A 21,011-nucleotide genomic window follows, 5' to 3' on the forward strand; every position below is an offset into this window, starting at 1 on the left:
TCGTCCCTGCCGCCCTGGCCGAGGCGGCTGGCGCGGCGCTGCCTATGGCGCGTGTCCGAACTGGCGCCGGTCTTGCGCCGTGTTTTCGCAGTTCGACGAGCTCCAGATCGGATTTCGTTGAAAAGATTGGATTTTTGCATGGCCCACGCGCGGGCGTTCACCAATATCCCGGCAGATTTGGCCGGGTCGCGCGTCAGGCTTTGCCGGGCGGAGGGTAAACCTTGTCACTGACGGCTATGCTGAAGACGGCGTCGTCCGGGCTGAATGCGGCCCAGATGAACCTGCGCGTCACGTCGGACAATATCGCCAACGTCAACACGTCCGGCTACGTCCGCAAACAGGTCGACCAGGCGCCGCTGGTCGTCGGCGGCCAGGGCATGGGCGTCGACATCCAGGGCGTCCGACGGATCACCGACCAGTATCTGCAGCTCGCCTCGCTGACGGCGTCGTCCGACGCCTCGCGCTGGAACGTGTTCTCGCAATACCTCGACAACGCTCAGAGCCTGTTCGGCAACCCCGGCAAGGAGACGTTCTACTTCTCCCGGCTGGACCAGATCTTCACGGCCTTCGCCGCGGCGGCCGACGATCCGTCGTCGAGCCTGCTGCGCAGCCAGGGGATCTCCAAGGTCGAGGACTTCCTGACCGAGACCGGCCGCATCAACGCCCAGATCAACGAACTGGGCGAGACGGTCGACGCGCGCATCTCCTCGAACGTGAACCGCATCAACGACCTGTTGCGGCAGATCAACCAGATGAACGCCGATATCAGCCGCGCGAAGCTGACCAGCGGCGACGCCTCGGGCTCGGAGAACATCCAGAGCCAGCTGGTCGACGAACTCTCGACCCTGATGAACGTGCAGGTCGCCCAGCGCACGAACGGCGGCGTGACGGTCCGGTCGGCCGAGGGGCTGCTGCTGGCCGGCGACGGCAAGGCCGCGACGCTGAGCTACAACCGCACCGACGCCACCAAGGGCTACATCGCGGTCGAGCCGGAGGGGGGCGTGGGCTACCCGCAGCCGATCCAGATCCTGGGCGGAGAAATCCGCGGCCTGATGGACCTGCGCGACACCACCCTGCCGGGGATGGCCGACCAGCTCGGCGAGTTCATTTCGCGCACGGTCGAGCAGATCAATGCGGCCCACAACAAGACCACGGCCTCGCCGCCGCCGAAGGTGCTGAACGGCCGCGACACGGGGTTGGACCTGCCGACCGCCGTCGGCGGGTTCACCGGCAAGACGACAGTGGCGATCCTCGACAAGGACGGCGTGGTCCAGAGCCGGGTCGACATCGACTTCGACGCCGGGACCATGGTTCCGGGCGGGGCCTTCACGCCGGCCAGTTTCCTGACCAGCCTGAACACCGCGATGGGGGGCGCTGCGACAGCAACCTTCACCAACGGCGCGCTGAGCATCGCCGGGACGGGCGACAACCGCCTGGCCATCGATGAGGGCACATCCGCCAAGGCGGGGCGCGCCTTCTCGCACTTCTTCGGGCTGAACGACCTCGTCCGGTCCGGCGACATGATGAGCTACGAGACCGGGCTGCGAGGGACCGATCCGCACGGATTTACGCCGGGCCAGACCATCAGCTTCCGGTTGGCGCAGTCGGACGGCAAGCCGATCCGCGACATCACCTTCACGATGCCGGGGCCGCCGGTCAATTCGATGGACGACCTGGTCGCGGCGTTGAACGATCCAGTGACCGGCGTTGGCGTCAACGGCTCGTTCAGCCTCGACTCCAAGGGCGCGCTGACCTTCACGGGCTCGGCCCCGCAGAACGCCACGCTCTCCATCACGCAGGACCAGACCCAGCGCGGAGCGTCCGGCCCGTCGATGAGCCAGCTATTCGGCCTGGGGGTGATCGTTCGCAACGGACGGGCTAGCAGCTATCAGGTGGACGCGGCGATCGCCCAAGACCCGATGAAGCTCGGCCTGGCGACGCTCGATCTGTCGGTGGCGGCGGGCAAGCCGGCGGTGACCGCCGGCGACGGCCGCGGCGCGCGGCTGCTGGCCGCGGCAGGGGACGCGACCACCACCTTCTCGCCGGCCGGGACGCTCGGCACGGTGACGATGACGCTGTCGCGCTACGCGGCCGAGTTCGGCGGCTCGATCGGTCGTCAGGCCGAGGCGGCGGAAAACCGCAAGAGCGCGGCGGAGTCGGTGTCGAATGAAGCCCAGGCGCGCCGCGACGCCGTCGAGGGCGTGAACGTCGACGAAGAACTCGTCCGATTGACGACTTATCAACAGGCCTTCAACGCTTCCGCCCGCATGATCCAGGCGGCGAAGGAGCTGTTCGACGTCCTGACGAACATGGTTTAACGGAGCCTGACGATGTATCGCGTCACGACCGGCGGCAACTACAGCCTGGTTCTTCGGAACATCATGCTCGCCCAGCAGAAGCAGATGAACGCGGGCGACCGCGTGGCGACCCAGGAGAACGGGGCGAACCTGAAGGACTACTCGCGCAACGCCGAGATGCTGACGGCCATGCGTTCGGTGGAGACCCGCATCGGCGGCTATCTCGACCAGAACAAGCTCATCGCCGACAAGCTGACCACCCAGGATTTCGCGATGACCCAGCTCGCCGACGCGGCGGCCGGGACCAAGCAGGCGATCGAAGAGGCCATCGCCACGGGCCGCACCGACACCCTGATGCAGGAGATCGAGGCGCAGTTCCGCAACGCGGTGTCGTCGATGAACTCGCGCTATGGCGGCAAGTACCTGTTCGCCGGCGGCAAGATCGACACCATGCCGGTCACGGCCCAGGCGCTGTCGGACCTGACCAATCCGTTGACGCCCGCGATCGCCGACTTCTTCCAGAACGACGACTTCATCACCGAGCACAAGGTCGATGACGCCACCACGGTGAAGACCGGGCTGCTGGCCGACGACTTGGGGACCCAGATGCTGCAGGCCTTCAAGACCCTGCAGGCGTTCCACGAGGCGACTCCGTTCGGCGGCACGATGACCGACGCGCAGCGGACCTTCCTGACCAACGAGCTGGCCAACTGGGACACGGTCTCAAGCGACGTCATCGACAAGACCGCCCGCAACGGGATGGTGCAGGCGCGGGTCGACGACGTGAAAGTCGACCTGACGGCCCGCCAGAACAGCTTGAAGGGCATGATCGGCGACATCGTCGACGCCAACATGCCGCTGGCTTCCGTGGAGCTGGAGAAGGCGACGTTGGCGCTGCAAGCCTCGACGCAGGTGTTCATCACCCTGCGGGATTCTTCGCTGCTGAATGCGCTGAAATAGGCCGTTGACGCCGGCGGCCTCGCAAATCGGGGCGCCAACCGCTACATAGCGCGCCATGAACGCGCTTTTCACAGACGCCGCCGTGGAAGCCGCGCGCGCCGCCGTGGGCCTGAGGCCCGGCGCGCGGGTCGTCGCGGCCATGTCAGGCGGTGTGGACTCCACCGTCACCGCCGCCCTGCTGGCCAGGGCCGGCTACGATGTCGTAGGCGTGACGCTGCAGCTCTACGACCACGGCGCGGCGATCCAGAAGAAGGGCGCCTGCTGCGCGGGCCAGGACATCCATGACGCGCGGACCGCCGCCGACGTCATCGGCATCCCGCACTACGTCCTCGACTACGAAAGCAAGTTCAAGCAGCAGGTCATCGAGGACTTCGCGGACGCCTATCTGCGCGGCGAGACGCCGGTGCCCTGCATCCGCTGCAATCAGACGGTGAAGTTCCGCGACCTGCTGGACGTGGCGCGCGACCTGGGCGCCGAAGCCATGGCCACCGGGCACTACGTCCAGCGCGCCGAGGGCCGCCACGGGGCGCAGCTGCTGCGCGCGATCGATCCGGCCCGCGACCAGAGCTACTTCCTGTTCGCGACCACCCGCGATCAGCTCGATTTCCTGCGCTTTCCGCTCGGCGGCCTGCCCAAGCCGGAAGTGCGCCGGGTGGCGGCGGAACTCGGCCTGGCGGCCGCGGACAAGCCCGACAGCCAGGACATCTGCTTCGTGCCGGAAGGCCGCTACACGACGGTCATCGACCGCCTGCGCCCGCAAGGCGCGGAAGCGGGCGACGTCGTGCACATGGACGGCCGGGTGCTCGGCCGCCACGAGGGCGTCACCCGCTACACGATCGGCCAGCGCCGCGGCCTCAACATCGCGGTCGGCGACCCGTTGTTCGTGGTCAAGATCGACGCCGACAAGCGCCAGGTCATTGTCGGTCCGCGCGAGGCGTTGCTGACCAGCGCCCTGACGCTGAAGGAAACCAACTGGCTGGGCGAAGGCGACGACATGGCCGGCGCCGTCGGGCGGCCGGTGCTGGCGCGCGTGCGCTCCACCCGCGAACCGGTGCCCGGACGCCTGGCGCTGCGTGACGGCGTGGCGGCGATCGAGCTCGACACTCCGGAAGAAGGCGTGGCGCCTGGTCAGGCTTGCGTCCTCTACGCGCCTGAGCAGCCGGAGCGCGTGCTCGGCGGCGGGTTCATCGATGCGACCGAGCGTGCCGCCGGCTGACGCTGGGGCAGCATTCCAATTCGCCAGACGGCGAATTATATCGTTGGCATGACCCAAGCCGCCGATCCCGTCGTCATCGCCTCCTACGCCCGCACCCCGATGGGGAGCTTCCAGGGCTCGCTGAGCGCGCTCAAGGCCACCGAGCTCGGGGCCGCCGCCGTCCGCGCCGCCGTCGAGCGGGCAGGGTTGTCGCCCGAAGCCGTCGAGCAGATCTTCATGGGCTGCGTGCTGCCCGCCGGGCTCGGCCAGGCGCCGGCCCGCCAGGCGGCGCTGGGTGCGGGCCTGCCGACCTCGGTCGAGGCCACCACCCTGAACAAGATGTGCGGCTCGGGCATGCAAGCCGCGATCATGGCTCACGACGCCCTGGCGGCCGGCAGCGCCGACATCGTGATCGCCGGCGGCATGGAGAGCATGACCAACGCGCCGTACCTGCTGAACAAGCACCGCGGCGGCGCCCGCATCGGCCACGACACGGCCTTCGACCACATGTACCTGGACGGGCTGGAAGACGCCTATGAGCCGGGCCGCTTGATGGGATCGTTCGCCGACGAGACGGCGCGGACCTACCAGTTCACCCGCGAGGCGATGGACGATTTCGCGATCTCCTCGCTGGCCCGCGCGCGGGCGGCGACCGAAAGCGGCGCCTTCGCCCGCGAGATCGTTCCGGTCGAGGTCGTGACCCGCAAGGGCAGCGAGACGGTCTCGACCGATGAGCAGCCGCTGAAGGCCGATCCGGCCAAGATTCCGACTCTCAAGCCCGCGTTCGGCAAGGACGGCGCGATCACCGCCGCCAACGCCTCGTCGATCTCGGACGGGGCGGCGGCGCTGGTGATGACCCGCGCCTCGGTGGCCGAGAAGCTCGGCCTGAAGGTGGTCGCCAAGGTGGTGAGCCATGCGGCCCACGCCCACGAGCCGGGACTGTTCACCACCGCTCCGGTGCCGGCGATGCAGAAGGCGCTGAAGAAGGCCGGCTGGAGCGTGGACGACGTCGACCTGTTCGAGGTCAACGAAGCCTTCGCGGTGGTGGCGATGATCGCCGAGCGCGAACTCGGCATCGACCGCGCGAAGCTGAACGTCAACGGCGGAGCCTGCGCCCTCGGCCACCCGATCGGCGCCAGCGGCGCGCGCATCCTCGCCACCCTGATCTCCGCGCTCGAAGCCCGCGGCGGCAAGCGCGGCGTCGCCAGCCTGTGCATCGGCGGCGGCGAAGCCACCGCGATGGCGGTGGAGCTGGTCTAGGCCGTCAGCGGGCGGCCGCGCCCGTCGCCCCCGTGGCGGCGGCGTCGTAGCGGACGCCGCTGGGGATCGACATGTCGCCCGGATGCCAGTCCTTGGGGCAGACGCCCTTCCAGGCGGCCTCGACCTTCACCGCTCGCTCGCCATTGGCGATGGGCAATTGGGCGTTGGTCGTGACCTGAGTTCCTTCTGCCTCGTAGCGCAGCGAGAAGTCGCCGCGGGCGACGCCGTTGGTGACCACCTTGCCGCGGGCGCCCATGTCGCAGACCGAGGCGAAGCGCAGGGAGTTGTCTTCCTGACGGGTGACGGCGTTTTCGCTGCAGTTGTCGCGCGTGCCTTGCGCGCCCATCCAGTCGACCTGCCGATCGACCTTCTCGTCGATGCAGACGATCGTCGTCTGGACGGTGTCGCCGATGGTGAGGCGGGTCTCCCAGAGGCCGGGCTGGCGCGGAGGCGGGCGCTTGATGTTGGCGCGGGTGACGCCGTCTGGATCGGTCACCGCGGCGGGCTGGCAGCCGCCGAGGGCGACGATCGCGATGGCGGTCCCGAGCAGATTTCGGATTGCGTACATGCGTCCCCCTCGACACCGTACGGTTGACGGGCCGAACCCATTCTTCCGTGAAAGCGTTAAATTACGGGCCATGAGCAACGAACTTCACGACAACAAGGCCGAGCAGCGGTTCGAGATGACCGAGCAGGGCATGACCTCCTGGGCCGACTATCGCCTGACTGGCGACCGGCTGTTCATCGATCACGTCGAAAGCCCGGTCCCGCTGCGCGGCACAGGCGCGTCAGGCCGGCTGATGGCGGCGCTCGCCGCCGACGCCCGAACGCGCGGCCTGAAGATCGTGCCGATCTGCGGGTTCGCGGCCGCCTGGCTGCGGCGGAGTGACGAGTTCCGCGGCCTGCTGGGCTAGGAGCGGCCGGCCAGCGCCTTGATCGTGTTGCCGCTGGCCTCGCAGTCGGCGGCCAGCCGCCGGGCGATTTCCCGCACGCCGACCGGATAGGCCTCGCCGCCGTCGGCGATCTCGCCGGACAGGCGTTCGACCTCGGCCATGGCGGCTTCCAGGGCGGCGATATGTTCGCGCGCCAAGTTCCGCGCCTGCGCCTGCAGACGTCCGATCCGTTCGGCGAGGCTGGGCGCCGCCGCCGTGGTTTGATTTCCGGCCACTACGCTGAGGGCCGCTGACGCACGCATCCGATTCACCATCTGACGCTCCCATTGCTGCACACTCTGGAAGCGTTGCTGCAGGATGCGCGCCAGCCGTGCATCAGACCCGTGAGGAAATCGCCTCGAGGGTCTGCACCTTCGCCTCGCAGTCCTCGGCCATGCGCCGAGCGAGATCGCGGACGCCGGCCGGGTACGCCTCGCCGCCATCGGAAATCTCGGCCGACAGACGTTCGACCTCGATCAGGGCGAGGCTCAGGGCCTGGATGTGCTCGCGGGCCAGGGACTTGGCTTCCGCCTGGAGCCGCCGAATGCGTTCGGACAGCTCACGGCCAGTAAGCGGCTTGGACTTGTCGGCCGAGTTGTCGGCCACCACGGAAAGCGGAGGCGTCATGGGTTCTTCCCCAGGCGAAGCGTCATGCCCGCGGCCCCCGTCGGACCGCCTCGACAGCGCTCCCCCAATCGACTCCACTACGCACGAAGCGGGGCCGTGGTTCCGGCCCTCTGAAACTTAACGATATCGGCCTGTCGCACTGTGGAGTTTGGGTGACAGGCGTAAGGCCAAGCTGGCGCCACGCTCGGTTGTTTTCCGAGCGGGAACAAGGGGTTATCCCTATTGCGCAGCTAGCGTTTGCCCTTGCGGAACCGTTCTTGGCTCTCGGCCCGCGCCTCGGCGCGGACCTTCTTGACCACCTCACGATCGGCGGTCTCGCCTTCGCCGGTGAGGGCGTCGTTGGCGAACTCCAAGTCCAACAGCTTGAGGCGCTTGATCTCATCGCGCAAGCGCGCGGCGGTCTCGAATTCGAGGTCGGCGGCGGCCTGGCGCATCTTGGCTTCAAGGTCGCGCAGGGTGGCCTTGAAGTTGTCGCCCAGGAACGGCTTGCCGGCTTCCTCCGCGACGCCGGCCGGGACCAGCACGCGGTCCTTCTCGTAAGGCGAGGCGAGGATTTCCTTGATCTGGCTCTTCACGCTCTCGGGCGTGATGCCGTGCTCGAGGTTGTAGGCTTCCTGCTTCTCGCGGCGGCGCTGGGTCTCGGCCATGGCCCGTTCCATCGAGCCGGTGATGTGGTCGGCGTAGAGGACGACCTTGCCGTCGACGTTCCGGGCCGCGCGGCCGATGGTCTGGATCAGCGAGGTTTCGGAGCGCAGGAAGCCTTCCTTGTCGGCGTCGAGGATGGCGACGAGCCCGACCTCGGGGATGTCGAGGCCCTCGCGCAGCAGGTTGATGCCGATCAGCACGTCGAAGGCGCCGAGCCGCAGGTCGCGGATGATCTCGATCCGCTCCATGGTGTCGATGTCGGAGTGCATGTAGCGCACCCGCAGGCCCTGCTCGTGCATGTACTCGGTCAGGTCCTCGGCCATCTTCTTGGTCAGGACGGTGATCAGGGTGCGATAGCCGCGGGCGATCGTGTCGCGCGCCTCGGCGATGACGTCATCGACCTGGCTGTGATTGTCCTTGGAGACCGGCCGCACCTCGACTGGCGGGTCGATCAGGCCGGTGGGGCGGATGACCTGCTCGGCGAAGACCCCGCCGGATCGTTCCAGCTCCCACGCCGCCGGAGTGGCCGAGACGTTGACCGTCTGCGGCCGCATCGCGTCCCACTCCTCGAACTTGAGCGGACGATTGTCGAGGCAGGAGGGCAGGCGGAAGCCGTATTCGGCCAGGGTGAACTTGCGCCGGTAGTCGCCGCGGTACATAGCGCCGATCTGCGGCACGGCTTGGTGGCTCTCGTCGATGAACAGCAGGGCGTTCTCGGGGATGTACTCGAAGAAGGTCGGCGGCGGCTCGCCTGTGCGGCGGCCCGACAGGAAGCGGCTGTAGTTCTCGATGCCGGCGCAGGAGCCCGTGGCCTGGATCATCTCCAGGTCGAAGGTCGTGCGCTGTTCCAGCCGCTGGGCCTCCAGCAGCTTGCCGTTGGCCACCAGCCAGTCCAGCCGTTCCTTCAGCTCGTCGCGGATCTGGATGACCGCCTGGTTGAGGGTCGGGCGCGGCGTCACGTGGTGGCTGTTGGCGTAGATCTTGATGCCTTCGAGATCGGCCGTCTTCTTGCCAGTCAGCGGGTCGAACTCGCTGATCGCCTCGACCTCGTCGCCGAACAGCGAGATGCGCCAGGCGCGGTCCTCGTAGTGGGCGGGGAAGACCTCGATGGTGTCGCCGCGGCGGCGGAACGAGCCGCGCTCGAAGGCGGCGTCGTTGCGCTTGTACTGAAGGGCCACGAGGTCGGCCATGAGCTGCTTCTCATCGAGCCGCTGGCCAGGCTCGATGGTGAAGGTCATGGCGGTGTAGGTCTCGACCGAGCCGATGCCGTAGATGCAGCTGACCGAGGCCACGACGATGACGTCGTCGCGCTCGAGGATCGCGCGGGTGGCCGAGTGGCGCATCCGGTCGATCTGCTCGTTAATCGACGAGTCCTTCTCGATGTAGGTGTCGGTCCGCGGCACGTAGGCCTCGGGCTGGTAGTAGTCGTAGTACGAGACGAAGAACTCGACGGCGTTGTCGGGGAAGAAGGCCTTGAACTCGGAATAGAGCTGGGCGGCCAGGGTCTTGTTGGGCGCGAGGATCAGCGCCGGGCGCTGGGTCTCCTCGATCACCTTGGCCATGGTGAAGGTCTTGCCCGATCCGGTGACGCCGAGCAGCACCTGGTCCTGCTCGCGGCCTTCCAGGCCGGCCACGAGGTCGGCGATCGCGGTGGGCTGGTCGCCGGCCGGCTGGAAGTCGCTGACCAGCTTGAACCTTTTGCCGCCTTCGGATTTCTCCGGGCGCGCGGGCCTGTGCGGCTTCCACAGCATCGGCATGGCGGTTTCGTCGTAGTCGAAGCTCGCCGACATGTCGGCGACGCCGGGGCCTGGGACAACTGAGCGGGGCATGGACGCCAAAGTAGGATCGTTCATGGCCCGATGCTAGCGGCGCCGGGCGCCAGAACCTGTCAGCAGGGTGTCAGCCGGCGCGCAGCAGCGGCAGGTTTTCCTTCAGCGCTTCCAGGAACCTGTCCGACATCATCAGGATGGCGTTGTGGCCGCCGCCGCGGATGATCGCCCAGCGCTTGGCCGGCGCCTGGAGCTTCTCGAAGTAGGTCGCGGCCAGCGAGGTCGGGGTCTGGATGTCCTCGTCGCCCTGGATGATCAGCACCGGAACCGGGATGGCGGGGGCGGGGACGTCGTCGCTGTAGGCCATCAGCCCGGCGAGCATCTGGGTGGCGGTGTGCTGGCCGGCGGCTACCCAGTCGCGGACCTCGCGGAGACCATAGCCGGGGGCCAGCAACAAGCGCCCGAGCATCGTGCGCATCGTGCCGCGTTCGCTGGCGGGCGGATGAGCCATGAGGATCTTGCGTTCGGCCAGCAGCGGCTTGACGCCGTCATAGGGCGGCGGGCCGATCTCACGGAGGCGGGCGAGGGCCTTGTGAGCGCCGCGCGCTTCGAGACGCTCGCCGAGTTCGCGGTAGCCGACGGCTTCGTTGGCGGCCATGTCGACCACCTGACCGGCTCCGACATAGGCGGCAAAGAGGTCGGGACGGCGGCGCGCCATCTCGACGCCGAGCACCGACCCCCAGGAGACGCCGAGCAGGATCGCCCGCTCGTGACCCAAGCGGCGCAAGGCGTGGACGACGATCTCCAGCCCGTCGGCGGCGATGCGGTCGAGGGTAAGATCGACGTCGGCCCGGTTGCGGCCGAAGGTGCGGCCGGCGCCGGGCTGGTCCCACTGGGCGAGGGTGAAGTCGCGCTCCCAGGCGCGGAAGTCGTCATAGCCGAGCGGCAGGAACGACGTTCCTGGCCCGCCGTGCAGCAGCACCGGTACCGGATTGGCGACGTCTTCGCCCCGGATCGACACCCACTGGTCGACGCCGTTGATCGTGATGAAGCCGGCCTCGTCGATCCCGTTCGGCGCGCGGACGGCTTGGCGGCGGCGGACGCCGGCCCGGAGCGCGGCCAACCAGAGCGCGAGGCCCGCGACGAGCGCGATCAGCAGCAGGGCGATGACTGTCACGGGGACCTCGCGAGCTTTATTGCCAAGCTTGTACGACGGGAGCGCCGCCGCTTCGAGGCCCTCGTCGGCATCGGATGCTCGACGGCGACGCGCGGCTGTGGCCATCGTGCGGCGATGACTGAGCTGTCGGACGTCTACATCACAGGTACGGGCGCGTTCCTGCCCGGCGCGCCGATCCCCAGCGAGCGCATGGAGGACCATCTGGGTCGGGTCAGCGGCCGTGGCAGCCTGTTGGGCCGCCGGGCGCTGCGCTGGAACGGGGTCGAGACCCGCCACTATGCGCTCGACGACCAGGGACGGGCCACGCACTCCAATGCGGGCATGTGCGCCCAGGCGATCCGCGCGGCGCTGGAGGATGCGGGCCTTGGCCCCGAAGACCTGCAGTTCCTGGCCGCCGCGACGACCCAGGGCGACTATCTGGTGCCGGGCCATGCCGCGAACGTGCACGGCGAACTGGGCGCGGGACCGCTCGAGATCGCCAGCTTCCAGTCGGTGTGCGGCTCGTCGCTGATGGCGGCCAAGGCGGCTTGGCTGTCGGTGCGGGCCGGCGAGCACAAGGTCGCCGTCGCCGGCGCCAGCGAGTTCTCGTCCCGCTGGTTCCGGCCGAGCTTCTACGAAGGCACGGCGCTGGTCGACGACAAGGGCCGGCTGCGCGCCGAGGCCGACTACCTGCGCTTCACCCTCTCGGATGGGGCGGGCGCGGTGGTGATGGAGCCGGCGCCTCGGCCGACGGGGCTCAGCCTGCGGGTGAAGTTCATCGACCTCGTGTCGCTGGCCGACCGGTTCGACCCGTGCATGTGGGCCGGCGCGTCGGTGGAGGGCCGAACCGATCCGATGGCGACGTGGTCGTTCGCCGGCCCGGCCGAGGCCCACGCGCAGGGCGCCGTGGCGCTGCTGCAGGATTTCGAGCTGCTCAAGCGGGTGATCCGCGCCTGGGTCGGGGTCTATCTCGCCAAGGTGGACGAGGGCCGCATCGCGCCCGGCGAGGTGGACCATCTGCTCTGTCACTACTCGGCGCGTTCGCTGCGCGAGGAGATCGTTTCGCTGCTGGAGGCGACCGCGGGGATGATCCCCGAGACGCGGTGGTTCTCGAACCTGCCGCGCGTCGGCAACATCGGCTCGGCCTCGATCTGGGTGATGCTCGGCGAATTCATGCGCACCGAGCGGCTGAAGCCCGGCGAACAGGTGCTATGCGTCGTGCCGGAGAGCGGCCGGGCATTCGTGGGCTTCATGCTGCTGGAGGCGGTGGGATGAACGACGTCAGCGACGTGATGCGACGGCTGGCGGTCGTCTTCACCGAGTTCGAGGGGCGGCTGGAGCAGACGCCGCTGATCCGCAAGTTGACCCGCGGGCGCTTCACCCTGGACGACTACCAGACCTTCCTGAGCGGGCTCCGCCAGCAGGTGAAGGACGGGGCGCTCTGGATGTCGCGCGCCGCGTCGAACATCGACGAAGAGCACCTGGAGCTGCGCTCCATCCTGATGCGCCATGCGGTGACCGAGCATCGCGACTTCCGGCTGCTGGAGGCCGATTTCGTGGCGTCGGGCGGAGAGCTAGCCGCGATCCAGGGCGCGGAGAAGAACGTCGGTTCAGAGGCGCTGTCGGCCTGGATGTTCCACGAGGCGTCCAAGCCGAACCCGTTCGGGCTGCTCGGCGCGATGTGGATCATCGAGGGGTTGGGATCGATCAAGGCGGCCGAGTGGGGCGCGCTGGCCCGCCAGCGGCTGGACCTGCCCGAGCACGCGGTGCGCTTCCTGCTCTATCACGGTGAGAACGACGCCGAGCACATCAAGGAGTTCGAGGAGATGCTCGGGCTGGTGCTGCCCGACGCGGCGACGGCCGAGCGGATCGTGAAGACCGCGCGGGTCACCGCCAGGCTCTACGCCTTGCAGATCGAGGAGATGACGGCTTGAGCACGGCGGACTTCGATCTCGCCAAGTACGATCCGCGCGATCCCGATCCGTGGCTCGCCCTCTATCTCGACCAGGGCCTGCCGATCGCGCCGGAGGCCAAGTCGGCGCTGTTGCGCGGCAATCGCTCGTGGTCGCGGCGCTGGCTGTTTCCGATCGCTCGTCCGGCGGTGTTCGCGTTCTTCATCCTGGTGAAGATCCTGCGCGGACTGTCGCCGCATCACCCGAACCTGAACGGGGCGCTGCACCGGTTGATCCACTGGGGACTGCGCAATTTTGCGACCCCCGACGCCAACACGCTGATCCTGCGCCACTTTCACATCGGCACCGAACTGCTGGCGTTCATCAAGGCGAACGCCGGGCCGGTGGAGGTGGAGACCGTCCCGCTGCGCCCGCGCACGCTCAAGGATCTGGAAGACAACGTCTTCCTTCAGCACGACCTCAACATCTTCAATTTCATCATCCAGCTCAGCGCCAGCCTGCGCGCGCAGGGGCGTGACCTGACGCCGGTCGAGCGGCCGGACTTCTCGATGATCTCGGACGAGCCGTTCGAGCTGGCGCCGCTGCCGGACCGCCGGCTGAACTTCGCCGATGTGCAGACGGCGATCGAGGCCTACACCCCGATGTACGCCCTGATGCTGCCGCGCGCGGACTTCGTGCGGGCCGCGCAGTCGCTGCAACTCGACGAGACCATCGCCATCTACATCGGCAAGATCCTCGGCACCGACTACCACATGTCGTTCGTGAAGAACGGTCACCCGATGGTGCCGCTCTCGACCCTGACGGCCGGGCATCGGCTGATGATGCATGGGCTCGACTGCGAGGCGTTCCACGGGTGGCTGCGCCTGCTGAAGCATCGCCAGGCCATGGGGCTGAGCCTCGATCCGCGAAATCCGATCGGGGCGACGCCGGCCTAGCGTTCGGCGCGCTGGGCTTGGCGTTCGAGCGTCTCGCACTTGGCGGCCGTGACCTGCGGCCAGGGGCCGGGGTCGGAGCCGATGCGGCGCAGCGCTTCCTCCTCGCTGATCCGTTCACGGATCGCCAGTTGCTCGGCGGCGCGGTCGGCGAAGGCGCGGCCCGAGCGCATGGCGCTGTCGAACTGCGCGCGGGCGGCGGCGTCCTCGCGGCGGGCGACGGCGACCCGGGCGCCGCCGGTCGAGACGTTCGTCGCCTCGCGTCCCCAGCTCGGGCTGGGGAAGGCGGGGGTGGCGCGAAGATACCGCTGCATCGCGCACGCCTGCTGCACACGCCAGGACGGCGCGGCGACGGCGGGCGTGGCGAGCCCAGCCGCAACGGTCAGCAGGATGACGTGCTTCAGCATCAGCGTCAGTTTGAGATCAGAATTGGGGCGCGTACGTGGCGAACCGCGCCTCGCGGGGGCGCAAGTTGGCATGCGCGGCCGCGATTAACCACCCCTCGTTCGGCGAACGGCGGTCAAATAGAGTGCGCGCCGCGTCAGGCGGGGCGGGCCCCACCGTCGCGGCGCGCGGGTGATCCTGTCCGGGGGGAGAGGATCCTGTCGGAAACTACTTGTCGGCCGCCTTGCTGACGGCGGTGCCGGCGGCGGCGCCGGCGACAGCGCCGACCGGCCCGCCGACCACGGCGCCGGCCGCTGCGCCGGTGGCCGCACGCTGCTCAACATTGTGCCCGCAAGCCGCCAGCGTCAGGGCGAAACCGGCGGCGGCGAGCAGGGTGAGGGACTTGCGCATCGGGTCGTGTCTCCGCGTTCTGAAAGCTTCGCAGCGGGAACGGCGGGGCATGGCGGAGGTTCCCTCGCCGAGTTCGCGTCGTTAACGAAACCTGAAAAAAATCGTCTGCTGCGACGCAATATCCCATTGCGAATCCACTCGGCGATGGTCATAAACCACCTCAACTTCGCCGTAGCCTGTCACTCCACGTGTAATCGACAGGCTCTCAGTCGCGCCGCCGCCAGCATGAGCAGGGGCCTTCGCGACGACGATGTCGGGGGGCGATTTCGCCCTCGCCACACGGGACACGATCTTCTTGAAATTCAATAGTAAGGCTCGCGCCGATTGGCGCGTGCCGGCATGCGCCGCATTGATCGGTTCAGGCATTGGCCTGGCCCTGGGCGCTACATACATGGTCGGCGGCATGGCCCGCACGGCTGCCGACGACGCCCGCGCCGCGCGGATTGCGCGTGCGGCCGAAGGCGGCTTTTCGGAAGCCACCCTGCAAGCTGCGGCGATGGACCCTGGCGTCCTTCGCATCGCCAGCCGGCACGACCCGCTCGCCGTCAGCGGCGCCGCCCAACGCGATCGCCAAAGCGCCATTCTCGCCGCCCGGCTTGAAAAGGCGCCCAATGCGGCGGCGGAAATCCCTCTGCGCGGCGCGATCGACGCCGCCCTGCCGGCGGCTGCGCCGTTCCGGCTGGCCGGGGCGCTGGAAACCTCTCGCGAGCTCGAATGCCTGACCCAGGCCGTCTATTTCGAAGCGCGTGGCGAGACGCCGGCCGGCCAAGCCGCCGTCGCCCAGGTGGTGCTTAACCGCGTGCGCCACCCTTCGTTCCCCAAGAGCGTCTGCGGCGTGGTGTTCCAGGGCGCAGGCAAGCGCGTCGGCTGTCAGTTCAGCTTCGCTTGCGACGGCTCGATGCGGCGTGGCCGCGAAGTCGCGGCGTGGAACCGCGCCCGGAAGGTCGCCTCCAAGGCGCTGGCGGGCAACGTAATGGCCTCGATCGGCGACGCCACCCACTTCCACACCACGAACGTGGCCCCGAACTGGGGCCCGCGTCTGGTGCGTACGGCCGAGGTCGGGATGCACGTGTTCTATCGCGTGGGTCGTGGCGGCGGCGCCGCGCCCAAGGCGCAGGATCGCGTGTACTACGCCAGCTATGCAGCGACGCCCGCGCCGGCCTCGATCGAGGTCGCCGGCGACATGCGCGCTGCGCTCCTGAAGAGCGAGCGCAAGTCCGACGCCGTCGGCCAGGCGGACCAGAAGCCGGAATTGGTCAAGGAACCCGACGCTGCGGCTCCGAAACTGCTGCCGATCGCGGCGCATCCCGCCAAATCGCCGCCGCTGCGGACCGTCGCCGAAGCCGACGCCATGGTCGGCGACGACTAAACGAACGCCCGCCCGGCCGTTCTCCTCGATCACGCCTTGCGCCATGCTCCCCCTCGCCGGGGACATGGCCGGGGCGAGTCGAGCGAGGTGGCGTGATGAGCGATGCGGCGGCGCGTGACGAGCTGGCCCGGGGCCTGCTCAACTGCGGTTACGACGACCTCAATCCGATCCAGAAGAGCGTCATCGATCTCATCGTGACCGAGACGCCCAGCCGGGCGCCCGGGCTGGCGCATGACGATCGACGCTGCAGCGAACGGCTGGCCGACCGCGTGGCGGCCTTCGGCGGCTCCTGGGCGTTCATCGTCGGCTTCGGCGTGGCGCTGCTGCTGTGGATGGGCTGGAACCTGGCGACCAAGTCGCTGCACCTGGCTTTCGACCCCTATCCGTTCATCTTCCTGAACCTGGTGCTCTCGACGCTGGCCGCGTTGCAGGCGCCGGTGATCATGATGAGTCAGAACCGCCAGAGCGTGACCGACCGCAAGGCGGCCGAGTACGACTATGTCGTCAACCTGCGCGCCGAACTCGAGATTTTGCGTCTGCACGACAAGCTCGACGCCCTGCGCGGCGAGGAGCTGATGGCGCTGGTGATGGAGCAGGGCGACCGGATCGAGCGGCTGACCCAGCAGGTCGCGGCCCTGTCGACCGCCCGCCGCTAGGCGCGGGACGAGCGCCGCAACGCTTGCGGCGGCTGGCCGAAGGCGCGCAGGAAGGCGCGCCGCATGCGTTCTGGGTCGCCGAAACCGGTAGCCGCCGCCACCCGGTCGATTGGTTCCGACGAGCCTTCCACCCGCTCGCGGGCGGTCTCCAGCCGCAAACGTTCGACCGCCTTGGCCGGGGTCATGCCGGTCTCGGCCGCAAACGCCCGGGCGAAGTGGCGGGGGCTCATGGCAGCCTGATCGGCGAGACGCTCCACGTTCAGCGGCTCGGCGAGCCGCTCGCGCATCCAGTCGAGCAGGGGGGCGAAGCGCCCGCCCTGGCCGCCCATTTCCAGCAGCGCCGAGAACTGCGACTGGCCGCCCGGCCGGCGGTGATAGACCACGAGCTGCTGGGCCACGGCCCGGGCGAGGTCCTCGCCATGGTCATCGGCGACCAGAGCCAGCGACAGGTCGATGCCGGCGGTGATCCCGGCCGACGACCAGACGTCGCCGTCGCGCACGTAGATCCGGTCGGGCTCCACCCGCACTTTGGGATAGCGGCGCGCGAAATCGGGACAGCGCTGCCAATGGGTGGTGGCGCGTCTGCCGTCCAGCAGACCGGCCTCGGCCAGGATGTAGGCGCCCGAACAGACGCTGGCGGTCCTACGGCCCCGCGCTGACGCGCCCCGCACCCAGTCGAGCGTCAGGGGGCAGATGGCCGGCCCGCGCGTGCCTTCGCCGCCGGCGACCACCAGCGTGTCGAGCGGCGCTTCGTCCAGCGGTCCGGCGATCATCTGCACGCCCGAGCTCGAGGCGACCGGGCCCGGGTCGCGGGCCGTGACCCGCAGCACGTAGGCCCCGGGCACGAACCGGGCGGCGATTTCGAACACCGCGATCGGCCCGGTGGCGTCGAGGATCTGAAAGTCCGGAAAGACGAGCAGGCCGATCGTGCGGGTCATGGCGAAAAACGAGGGATGTTTGTCATTTCTGCCGGAAGCTAGGTCGCGCACACTCCGTCGTCAAATTTCTTTGGAGGCCGCCATGTCCAAGCTGCAGATCGTCATCGCGCTCTATCCGGGCGTCACTCATCTCGACTTCACCGGTCCGCACCAGGTGCTCTCGCGGCTGCCTAACGCCGAGATGGCGGTCGCCTCGGTGGGCGGCCAGGACATCGAGGCCGAGGGACTGACCTTCACCGGGTTGGCGGACCTGGCGGCGATCGAACGGTGCGACGTGCTCTGCGTGCCGGGCGGCCTGGGCACGACCGACGCCATGCAGGACGAGGCGTTCATGGCGCAGATCCGTCGCCTGGGATCGCAGGCCAAGTACCTGACCAGCGTCTGCACGGGGTCGCTGATCCTGGCGGCGGCGGGCTTCCTGAAGGGCAAGCGGGCCGCTTGCCACTGGGCCTGGCGCGACCTGCTGGTCCCGTTCGGCGCCATCGTCGACGACAGCCGGGTGGCTCGCGACGGGAACATCATCACGGGCGGCGGCGTGACCGCAGGCCTGGACTTCGCCTTCGTGCTGATGGCTGAACTGGCCGGCGAGACCCTGGCCAAGTCGGTGCAGCTGGGGCTCGAATATGCGCCGTCGCCGCCGTTCGCGTCGGGGCGTCCGGAACTGGCTTCGCCCGAGATCCTGGCGGCGGTGAAGGCGCGGATGGAGCCGTTCGCGCAGTCCCGGTTGGAGGCTGTGCAGCGGGTCGCATCGCAGCTCGAGGCCGGGCGATGATCCGTCTGTGGCTGGCGGCCGTACTGGCCGCCCTCGCGCTGCCGGCGTCGGCGCGGCCGGTCGTGGCGATCCTGGCCGATCCCTCGGGCGTCGAGACGACGGACCTGCTGGCGCCCTACGCGATCTTCAGCGCGTCCGGCGCGGTGGACGTGAAGGTGGTTTCGCCGACCCTGGATCCCGTCCCGCTGATGCCCGGAATAGCCTGGATCAAGCCGCAGGAGACGCAGGCCGGGTTCGACCGGCGATACCAGCAGGCCGACATGGTCATCGTGCCGTTCCTGATGAACCCCAAGGACCCGGCGCGGGCGGCCTGGCTGCGGGCGCAGGCCAAGGGCGGGGCCCGGATCGTCTCGATCTGCGACGGCGCGCTGGTGCTGGCCGAGGCCGGACTGCTCGACGGACGGCAGGCGACGGCGCATTGGGCCTCCCAGGGGGCGCGGAAGCGGAAGTTTCCGGCCGTCGTCTGGCGCCGCGACGCGCGCTGGGTGACTGATGGAGCGATCACCACGACCGCTGGAGTCAGCGCCTCGGCGCCCGCCTCGCTGACGCTGCTGGCGGAACTGGCGGGCGACGACGTCATGCGCCGGACCGCGGGGCGGCTGGGCCTGCCGGCGCCGGTGCGCGCCCACGATGCCGCGGCCTACAGCCTTCGCGGCGAGGCGATGGGAACCGCCGCCGGCAACGTGCTGGGCTTCTGGCGGCACGAGCGCGTGGCTATCCCGATCAGCGACGGGTTCGATGAACTGGCGTTCGGGGCGGCGCTGGACGGCTGGACCCGAACCTACCGCGCCAAGGCCTATGCGGTCGCGCCGGCGGGCGGGGTCACCTCGCGCGGAGGACTGCTTGTCTTCGCCTCCGACCGGCTGCCCAGTTTCTCACGCCAGGTGCGGCTGGCCGACCGCGCCTCGATCGAGGCGATGCTGGACGAGGTCGCGGCGGTCTACGGCGATCCGACCGCCCGCTTCGTGGCGCTGCAACTGGAGCACCCGCTCTGGCTGGAGCCGCGCTAGGCCGCCAGGGCGCGGACCAGGGCCGAGGGCTCGATCGGCTTGCTCAGATAACCGTTGAAGCCGAGCGCCAGCAGGCGCTCGCGCTCGCCGGTCATGGCGTCGGCGGTCAGGGCGACGACCGGCAGCGTCTGACGCCCGGCCGCGCGAATGGCCGCCAGGGTCTCGATGCCGCTCATCTCGGGCATGTGGATGTCCATCAGCACGATGTCGAAGTCGGCGTCGTCCAGTCGCGCCAGGCCCTCGGCGCCGCTGGAGGCGGTCGAGACGCTGGCTCCGATGGCTTCCAGCAGGGCGCGGGCGACCTCCTGGTTGGTGGGATTGTCGTCGACGACCAGCACGCGCAGCGCCGCTTCCAGATCGCCCGGACCGTCGGTGAACTCTTCCTCGGCCTCCGCCGCGGCCAGCGGCAGCTGCAGGGTGAAGCGCGCGCCCTCGCCCAGGCGGCTCTCGACGGTCAGGTCGCCGCCCATCAGCCGAGCCAGTTCGCGCGAGATGGCGAGACCGAGACCCGTGCCGCCGAAGCGGCGCGAGATGCTGCTGTCGGCCTGCGTGAAGCCCTGGAACAGCCGGGCTTGGGTGGCCTCGTCGAGGCCAGGGCCGGTGTCGGCCACTGTGAAAGCAACGCCTGCGGACGTGCCCTGGACGGTGAGGCGGACCTCGCCGGCGGCCGTGAACTTGACCGCGTTGGAGAGCAGATTCTGCAGGATCTGACGCAGGCGGGCCTCGTCGCCGGACGTCCAGCGCGGGATGTCGGCGGGGAGGTCGCAGATCAGAGCCAGGCCCTTGTCCTGCGCCGTGTGGCTCCAGAGGTCGATGGTTCGCGCCACCGCCTGGTGCAGGTTGAACGGCCGGGCGTCGATGTCGAACTTGCCGGCCTCGATCTTGGCGAGGTCCAGAACGTCGTTGAGGATGGTCATCAGCCCGCCGCCCGAACGCAGCAGGGTCTTCACGTACTGCTTCTGACGGACGTCCAGATCTGTGCGGTCGAGCGCATGGGCCATGCCCAGCACGCCGTTCATCGGGGTGCGCAGTTCGTGGCTCATCATCGCCAGGAAGGTCGATTTGGCCTCGCTGGCGGCGCGTGCGGCGCGGGTCTGCTCCTCCAGGTCGGCCAGGGCCGCGCTCAGCTGGCGCGAGGCGGCGACGCCGCGGGCCGCGGAGATGATCGCATAGCCGACATAGACAATGACCCCCAGGGCGACGAACGCCTGCTGGGCGCCGTGAAAGCGGGGGAAGAGCAGGGGGGCGAGCAGGATGCAAAGCCCGCTCGGCGCGCCGAAGACGAGCGAAGCCAGCGGTGAGCGGTAGGCATGGCTCATGCCGTTGAACAGCAGCGCCGACCAGACCAGCAGTGCGAAGTACTCGGAGCCGGAGAAGTCCGCCAGCCAGTAGGCGACGCCCAGGCCGACCCAGACGCCGTTGATGGCCAGGGCCGAGCCCAGGTAGGAAATCCGCTGCGCTCTCGTCGGAACGCCGCGCGCATGGGGCGCGGTGGCGATCATCGTCCAGGCCTCGCCGAAGGCGAAGAAGGCGACCCAGCCGATGGCGATGGCCGGCGTGAGCGTCCAGGCGACGAGGATGGCGTAGACCGCCACCGTGATCCAACGCGACGGGGCCATCCTGCGCGCGGCGCGCGCGACGCCGTCGAAGCCCTCGTCAAACTCGAAAACAGGTAACTTCATTACGCCGCCCACTACTTGCGGCGCAGGTTGCACAGGAATGCGGAAGAGAGACTTAACGCGCTAAGGGTGGTCTTCGAGAAACGCTGCTATCTTGAGGTGTGTC

22 protein-coding genes are annotated in these 21,011 nt (G+C 68.9%); 12 read left to right on the forward strand and 10 right to left on the reverse strand.

Annotated features, from left to right (window positions below):
- Positions 1-221 precede the first annotated feature (221 nt).
- From flgK to AC1Q87_RS18965, 4 genes are read left to right on the forward strand one after another with little or no spacing between them, the layout of a single operon-like run.
- Positions 222-2,318, forward strand: a complete 2,097-nt coding sequence (gene flgK, locus AC1Q87_RS18950; RefSeq protein WP_492610387.1) for a flagellar hook-associated protein FlgK — start codon at positions 222-224, stop codon at positions 2,316-2,318.
- Positions 2,319-2,330: 12 nt separating this feature from the next.
- The gene (locus AC1Q87_RS18955; protein WP_492610388.1) at positions 2,331-3,257 is read left to right on the forward strand and encodes a flagellin family protein; all 927 of its coding nucleotides are present in this window, start codon (positions 2,331-2,333) and stop codon (positions 3,255-3,257) included.
- 55 nt (positions 3,258-3,312) lie between these two features.
- Positions 3,313-4,473, forward strand: coding sequence for a tRNA 2-thiouridine(34) synthase MnmA (mnmA, locus tag AC1Q87_RS18960; protein ID WP_492610389.1), 1,161 nt, complete (start codon positions 3,313-3,315; stop codon positions 4,471-4,473).
- Between the two features lie 48 nt (positions 4,474-4,521).
- Complete coding sequence (locus tag AC1Q87_RS18965; protein ID WP_492610390.1) at positions 4,522-5,712, forward strand: acetyl-CoA C-acyltransferase; 1,191 nt, start codon at positions 4,522-4,524, stop codon at positions 5,710-5,712.
- A 4-nt stretch (positions 5,713-5,716) separates the two neighbouring features.
- Here AC1Q87_RS18965 and AC1Q87_RS18970 read toward each other — a convergent pair whose 3' ends face one another.
- Positions 5,717-6,280 carry a DUF3617 domain-containing protein gene (locus tag AC1Q87_RS18970; RefSeq protein WP_492610391.1) on the reverse strand — a complete coding sequence of 188 codons (564 nt, stop codon included), beginning with the start codon at positions 6,278-6,280 and terminating at the stop codon, positions 5,717-5,719.
- Between the two features lie 70 nt (positions 6,281-6,350).
- On the opposite strand from AC1Q87_RS18970, the gene AC1Q87_RS18975 reads away from it, so the two are divergent.
- The gene (locus tag AC1Q87_RS18975) at positions 6,351-6,626 is read left to right on the forward strand and encodes a GNAT family N-acetyltransferase (RefSeq protein ID WP_492610392.1); all 276 of its coding nucleotides are present in this window, start codon (positions 6,351-6,353) and stop codon (positions 6,624-6,626) included.
- Here the strand turns inward: AC1Q87_RS18975 and AC1Q87_RS18980 are convergent.
- The 4 genes from AC1Q87_RS18980 to AC1Q87_RS18995 all read right to left on the reverse strand — a co-directional run bounded on the left by AC1Q87_RS18980 (position 6,623) and on the right by AC1Q87_RS18995 (position 10,862).
- The gene (locus AC1Q87_RS18980; RefSeq protein ID WP_492610393.1) at positions 6,623-6,880 is read right to left on the reverse strand and encodes a hypothetical protein; all 258 of its coding nucleotides are present in this window, start codon (positions 6,878-6,880) and stop codon (positions 6,623-6,625) included. The two genes, AC1Q87_RS18975 and AC1Q87_RS18980, sit on opposite strands and share 4 nt — an antisense overlap.
- 100 nt (positions 6,881-6,980) lie before the next feature.
- A complete protein-coding gene (locus AC1Q87_RS18985) occupies positions 6,981-7,271 on the reverse strand; it encodes a hypothetical protein (protein ID WP_492610394.1) in 291 nt (96 codons plus the stop codon).
- Positions 7,272-7,501: 230 nt separating this feature from the next.
- Positions 7,502-9,745 carry an excinuclease ABC subunit UvrB gene (uvrB, locus tag AC1Q87_RS18990; RefSeq protein ID WP_492610395.1) on the reverse strand — a complete coding sequence of 748 codons (2,244 nt, stop codon included), beginning with the start codon at positions 9,743-9,745 and terminating at the stop codon, positions 7,502-7,504.
- 70 nt (positions 9,746-9,815) lie between these two features.
- On the reverse strand, positions 9,816-10,862 hold the full coding sequence (locus tag AC1Q87_RS18995; protein ID WP_492610396.1) for an alpha/beta fold hydrolase: 1,047 nt from the start codon (positions 10,860-10,862) through the stop codon (positions 9,816-9,818).
- A gap of 114 nt (positions 10,863-10,976) precedes the next feature.
- Here AC1Q87_RS18995 and AC1Q87_RS19000 point away from each other — a divergent pair, with 114 nt between their 5' ends.
- Genes AC1Q87_RS19000 through AC1Q87_RS19010 form a run of 3 tightly spaced genes read left to right on the forward strand, consistent with a single transcriptional unit; the run spans position 10,977 to position 13,689 of the window.
- Positions 10,977-12,116, forward strand: coding sequence for a beta-ketoacyl-ACP synthase III (locus AC1Q87_RS19000; protein ID WP_492610397.1), 1,140 nt, complete (start codon positions 10,977-10,979; stop codon positions 12,114-12,116).
- Positions 12,053-12,775, forward strand: coding sequence for an iron-containing redox enzyme family protein (locus AC1Q87_RS19005; RefSeq protein ID WP_492610398.1), 723 nt, complete (start codon positions 12,053-12,055; stop codon positions 12,773-12,775). Before AC1Q87_RS19000 ends, AC1Q87_RS19005 begins: the two co-directional genes overlap by 64 nt.
- Positions 12,772-13,689 carry a DUF6999 family protein gene (locus AC1Q87_RS19010; RefSeq protein ID WP_492610399.1) on the forward strand — a complete coding sequence of 306 codons (918 nt, stop codon included), beginning with the start codon at positions 12,772-12,774 and terminating at the stop codon, positions 13,687-13,689. Before AC1Q87_RS19005 ends, AC1Q87_RS19010 begins: the two co-directional genes overlap by 4 nt.
- Here the strand turns inward: AC1Q87_RS19010 and AC1Q87_RS19015 are convergent.
- The 3 genes from AC1Q87_RS19015 to AC1Q87_RS19025 form a co-directional block, all read right to left on the reverse strand.
- A complete protein-coding gene (locus tag AC1Q87_RS19015) occupies positions 13,686-14,093 on the reverse strand; it encodes a hypothetical protein (protein ID WP_492610400.1) in 408 nt (135 codons plus the stop codon). The two genes, AC1Q87_RS19010 and AC1Q87_RS19015, sit on opposite strands and share 4 nt — an antisense overlap.
- Before the next feature lie 205 nt (positions 14,094-14,298).
- Positions 14,299-14,481 (reverse strand): hypothetical protein, encoded by a 183-nt coding sequence (locus AC1Q87_RS19020; protein WP_492610401.1) that lies wholly within the window; start codon positions 14,479-14,481, stop codon positions 14,299-14,301.
- Positions 14,482-14,562: 81 nt separating this feature from the next.
- On the reverse strand, positions 14,563-14,847 hold the full coding sequence (locus AC1Q87_RS19025; RefSeq protein WP_492610402.1) for a hypothetical protein: 285 nt from the start codon (positions 14,845-14,847) through the stop codon (positions 14,563-14,565).
- A gap of 37 nt (positions 14,848-14,884) precedes the next feature.
- On the opposite strand from AC1Q87_RS19025, the gene AC1Q87_RS19030 reads away from it, so the two are divergent.
- Together AC1Q87_RS19030 and AC1Q87_RS19035 are read left to right on the forward strand one after the other, a co-directional pair.
- Complete coding sequence (locus AC1Q87_RS19030; RefSeq protein WP_492610403.1) at positions 14,885-15,850, forward strand: cell wall hydrolase; 966 nt, start codon at positions 14,885-14,887, stop codon at positions 15,848-15,850.
- Positions 15,851-15,945: 95 nt separating this feature from the next.
- Complete coding sequence (locus AC1Q87_RS19035) at positions 15,946-16,506, forward strand: DUF1003 domain-containing protein (RefSeq protein ID WP_492610404.1); 561 nt, start codon at positions 15,946-15,948, stop codon at positions 16,504-16,506.
- On the opposite strand, the gene AC1Q87_RS19040 is transcribed toward AC1Q87_RS19035, so the two are convergent.
- Complete coding sequence (locus tag AC1Q87_RS19040; protein WP_492610405.1) at positions 16,503-17,444, reverse strand: GlxA family transcriptional regulator; 942 nt, start codon at positions 17,442-17,444, stop codon at positions 16,503-16,505. The two genes, AC1Q87_RS19035 and AC1Q87_RS19040, sit on opposite strands and share 4 nt — an antisense overlap.
- An 82-nt stretch (positions 17,445-17,526) precedes the next feature.
- Here AC1Q87_RS19040 and AC1Q87_RS19045 point away from each other — a divergent pair, with 82 nt between their 5' ends.
- Positions 17,527-18,216, forward strand: a complete 690-nt coding sequence (locus tag AC1Q87_RS19045; protein WP_492610406.1) for a DJ-1/PfpI family protein — start codon at positions 17,527-17,529, stop codon at positions 18,214-18,216.
- The gene (locus tag AC1Q87_RS19050; RefSeq protein ID WP_492610407.1) at positions 18,213-19,226 is read left to right on the forward strand and encodes a DJ-1/PfpI family protein; all 1,014 of its coding nucleotides are present in this window, start codon (positions 18,213-18,215) and stop codon (positions 19,224-19,226) included. Before AC1Q87_RS19045 ends, AC1Q87_RS19050 begins: the two co-directional genes overlap by 4 nt.
- Here AC1Q87_RS19050 and AC1Q87_RS19055 read toward each other — a convergent pair.
- Positions 19,223-20,908, reverse strand: a complete 1,686-nt coding sequence (locus tag AC1Q87_RS19055) for an ATP-binding protein (protein ID WP_492610408.1) — start codon at positions 20,906-20,908, stop codon at positions 19,223-19,225. The two genes, AC1Q87_RS19050 and AC1Q87_RS19055, sit on opposite strands and share 4 nt — an antisense overlap.
- Between the last annotated feature and the right edge of the window lie 103 nt (positions 20,909-21,011).

The organism is Phenylobacterium sp. GW823-FHT02A09 (genome assembly GCF_058797775.1).

Bases quoted from the DNA above. Each gene is read 5' to 3' on its own strand.
- AC1Q87_RS18955 (WP_492610388.1), top strand. From the start codon at position 2,331: ATGTATCGCGTCACGACCGGCGGCAACTACAGCCTGGTTCTTCGGAAC.
- mnmA (WP_492610389.1), top strand. From the start codon at position 3,313: ATGAACGCGCTTTTCACAGACGCCGCCGTGGAAGCCGCGCGCGCCGCC.
- AC1Q87_RS18965 (WP_492610390.1), top strand. From the start codon at position 4,522: ATGACCCAAGCCGCCGATCCCGTCGTCATCGCCTCCTACGCCCGCACC.
- AC1Q87_RS18970 (WP_492610391.1), bottom strand. From the start codon at position 6,280: ATGTACGCAATCCGAAATCTGCTCGGGACCGCCATCGCGATCGTCGCC.
- AC1Q87_RS18975 (WP_492610392.1), top strand. From the start codon at position 6,351: ATGAGCAACGAACTTCACGACAACAAGGCCGAGCAGCGGTTCGAGATG.
- AC1Q87_RS18985 (WP_492610394.1), bottom strand. From the start codon at position 7,271: ATGACGCCTCCGCTTTCCGTGGTGGCCGACAACTCGGCCGACAAGTCC.
- uvrB (WP_492610395.1), bottom strand. From the start codon at position 9,745: ATGCCCCGCTCAGTTGTCCCAGGCCCCGGCGTCGCCGACATGTCGGCG.
- AC1Q87_RS19000 (WP_492610397.1), top strand. From the start codon at position 10,977: ATGACTGAGCTGTCGGACGTCTACATCACAGGTACGGGCGCGTTCCTG.
- AC1Q87_RS19005 (WP_492610398.1), top strand. From the start codon at position 12,053: ATGCGTCGTGCCGGAGAGCGGCCGGGCATTCGTGGGCTTCATGCTGCT.
- AC1Q87_RS19015 (WP_492610400.1), bottom strand. From the start codon at position 14,093: ATGCTGAAGCACGTCATCCTGCTGACCGTTGCGGCTGGGCTCGCCACG.
- AC1Q87_RS19020 (WP_492610401.1), bottom strand. From the start codon at position 14,481: ATGCGCAAGTCCCTCACCCTGCTCGCCGCCGCCGGTTTCGCCCTGACG.
- AC1Q87_RS19025 (WP_492610402.1), bottom strand. From the start codon at position 14,847: ATGCCTGAACCGATCAATGCGGCGCATGCCGGCACGCGCCAATCGGCG.
- AC1Q87_RS19030 (WP_492610403.1), top strand. From the start codon at position 14,885: ATGGCCCGCACGGCTGCCGACGACGCCCGCGCCGCGCGGATTGCGCGT.
- AC1Q87_RS19035 (WP_492610404.1), top strand. From the start codon at position 15,946: ATGAGCGATGCGGCGGCGCGTGACGAGCTGGCCCGGGGCCTGCTCAAC.
- AC1Q87_RS19040 (WP_492610405.1), bottom strand. From the start codon at position 17,444: ATGACCCGCACGATCGGCCTGCTCGTCTTTCCGGACTTTCAGATCCTC.
- AC1Q87_RS19045 (WP_492610406.1), top strand. From the start codon at position 17,527: ATGTCCAAGCTGCAGATCGTCATCGCGCTCTATCCGGGCGTCACTCAT.
- AC1Q87_RS19050 (WP_492610407.1), top strand. From the start codon at position 18,213: ATGATCCGTCTGTGGCTGGCGGCCGTACTGGCCGCCCTCGCGCTGCCG.
- AC1Q87_RS19055 (WP_492610408.1), bottom strand. From the start codon at position 20,908: ATGAAGTTACCTGTTTTCGAGTTTGACGAGGGCTTCGACGGCGTCGCG.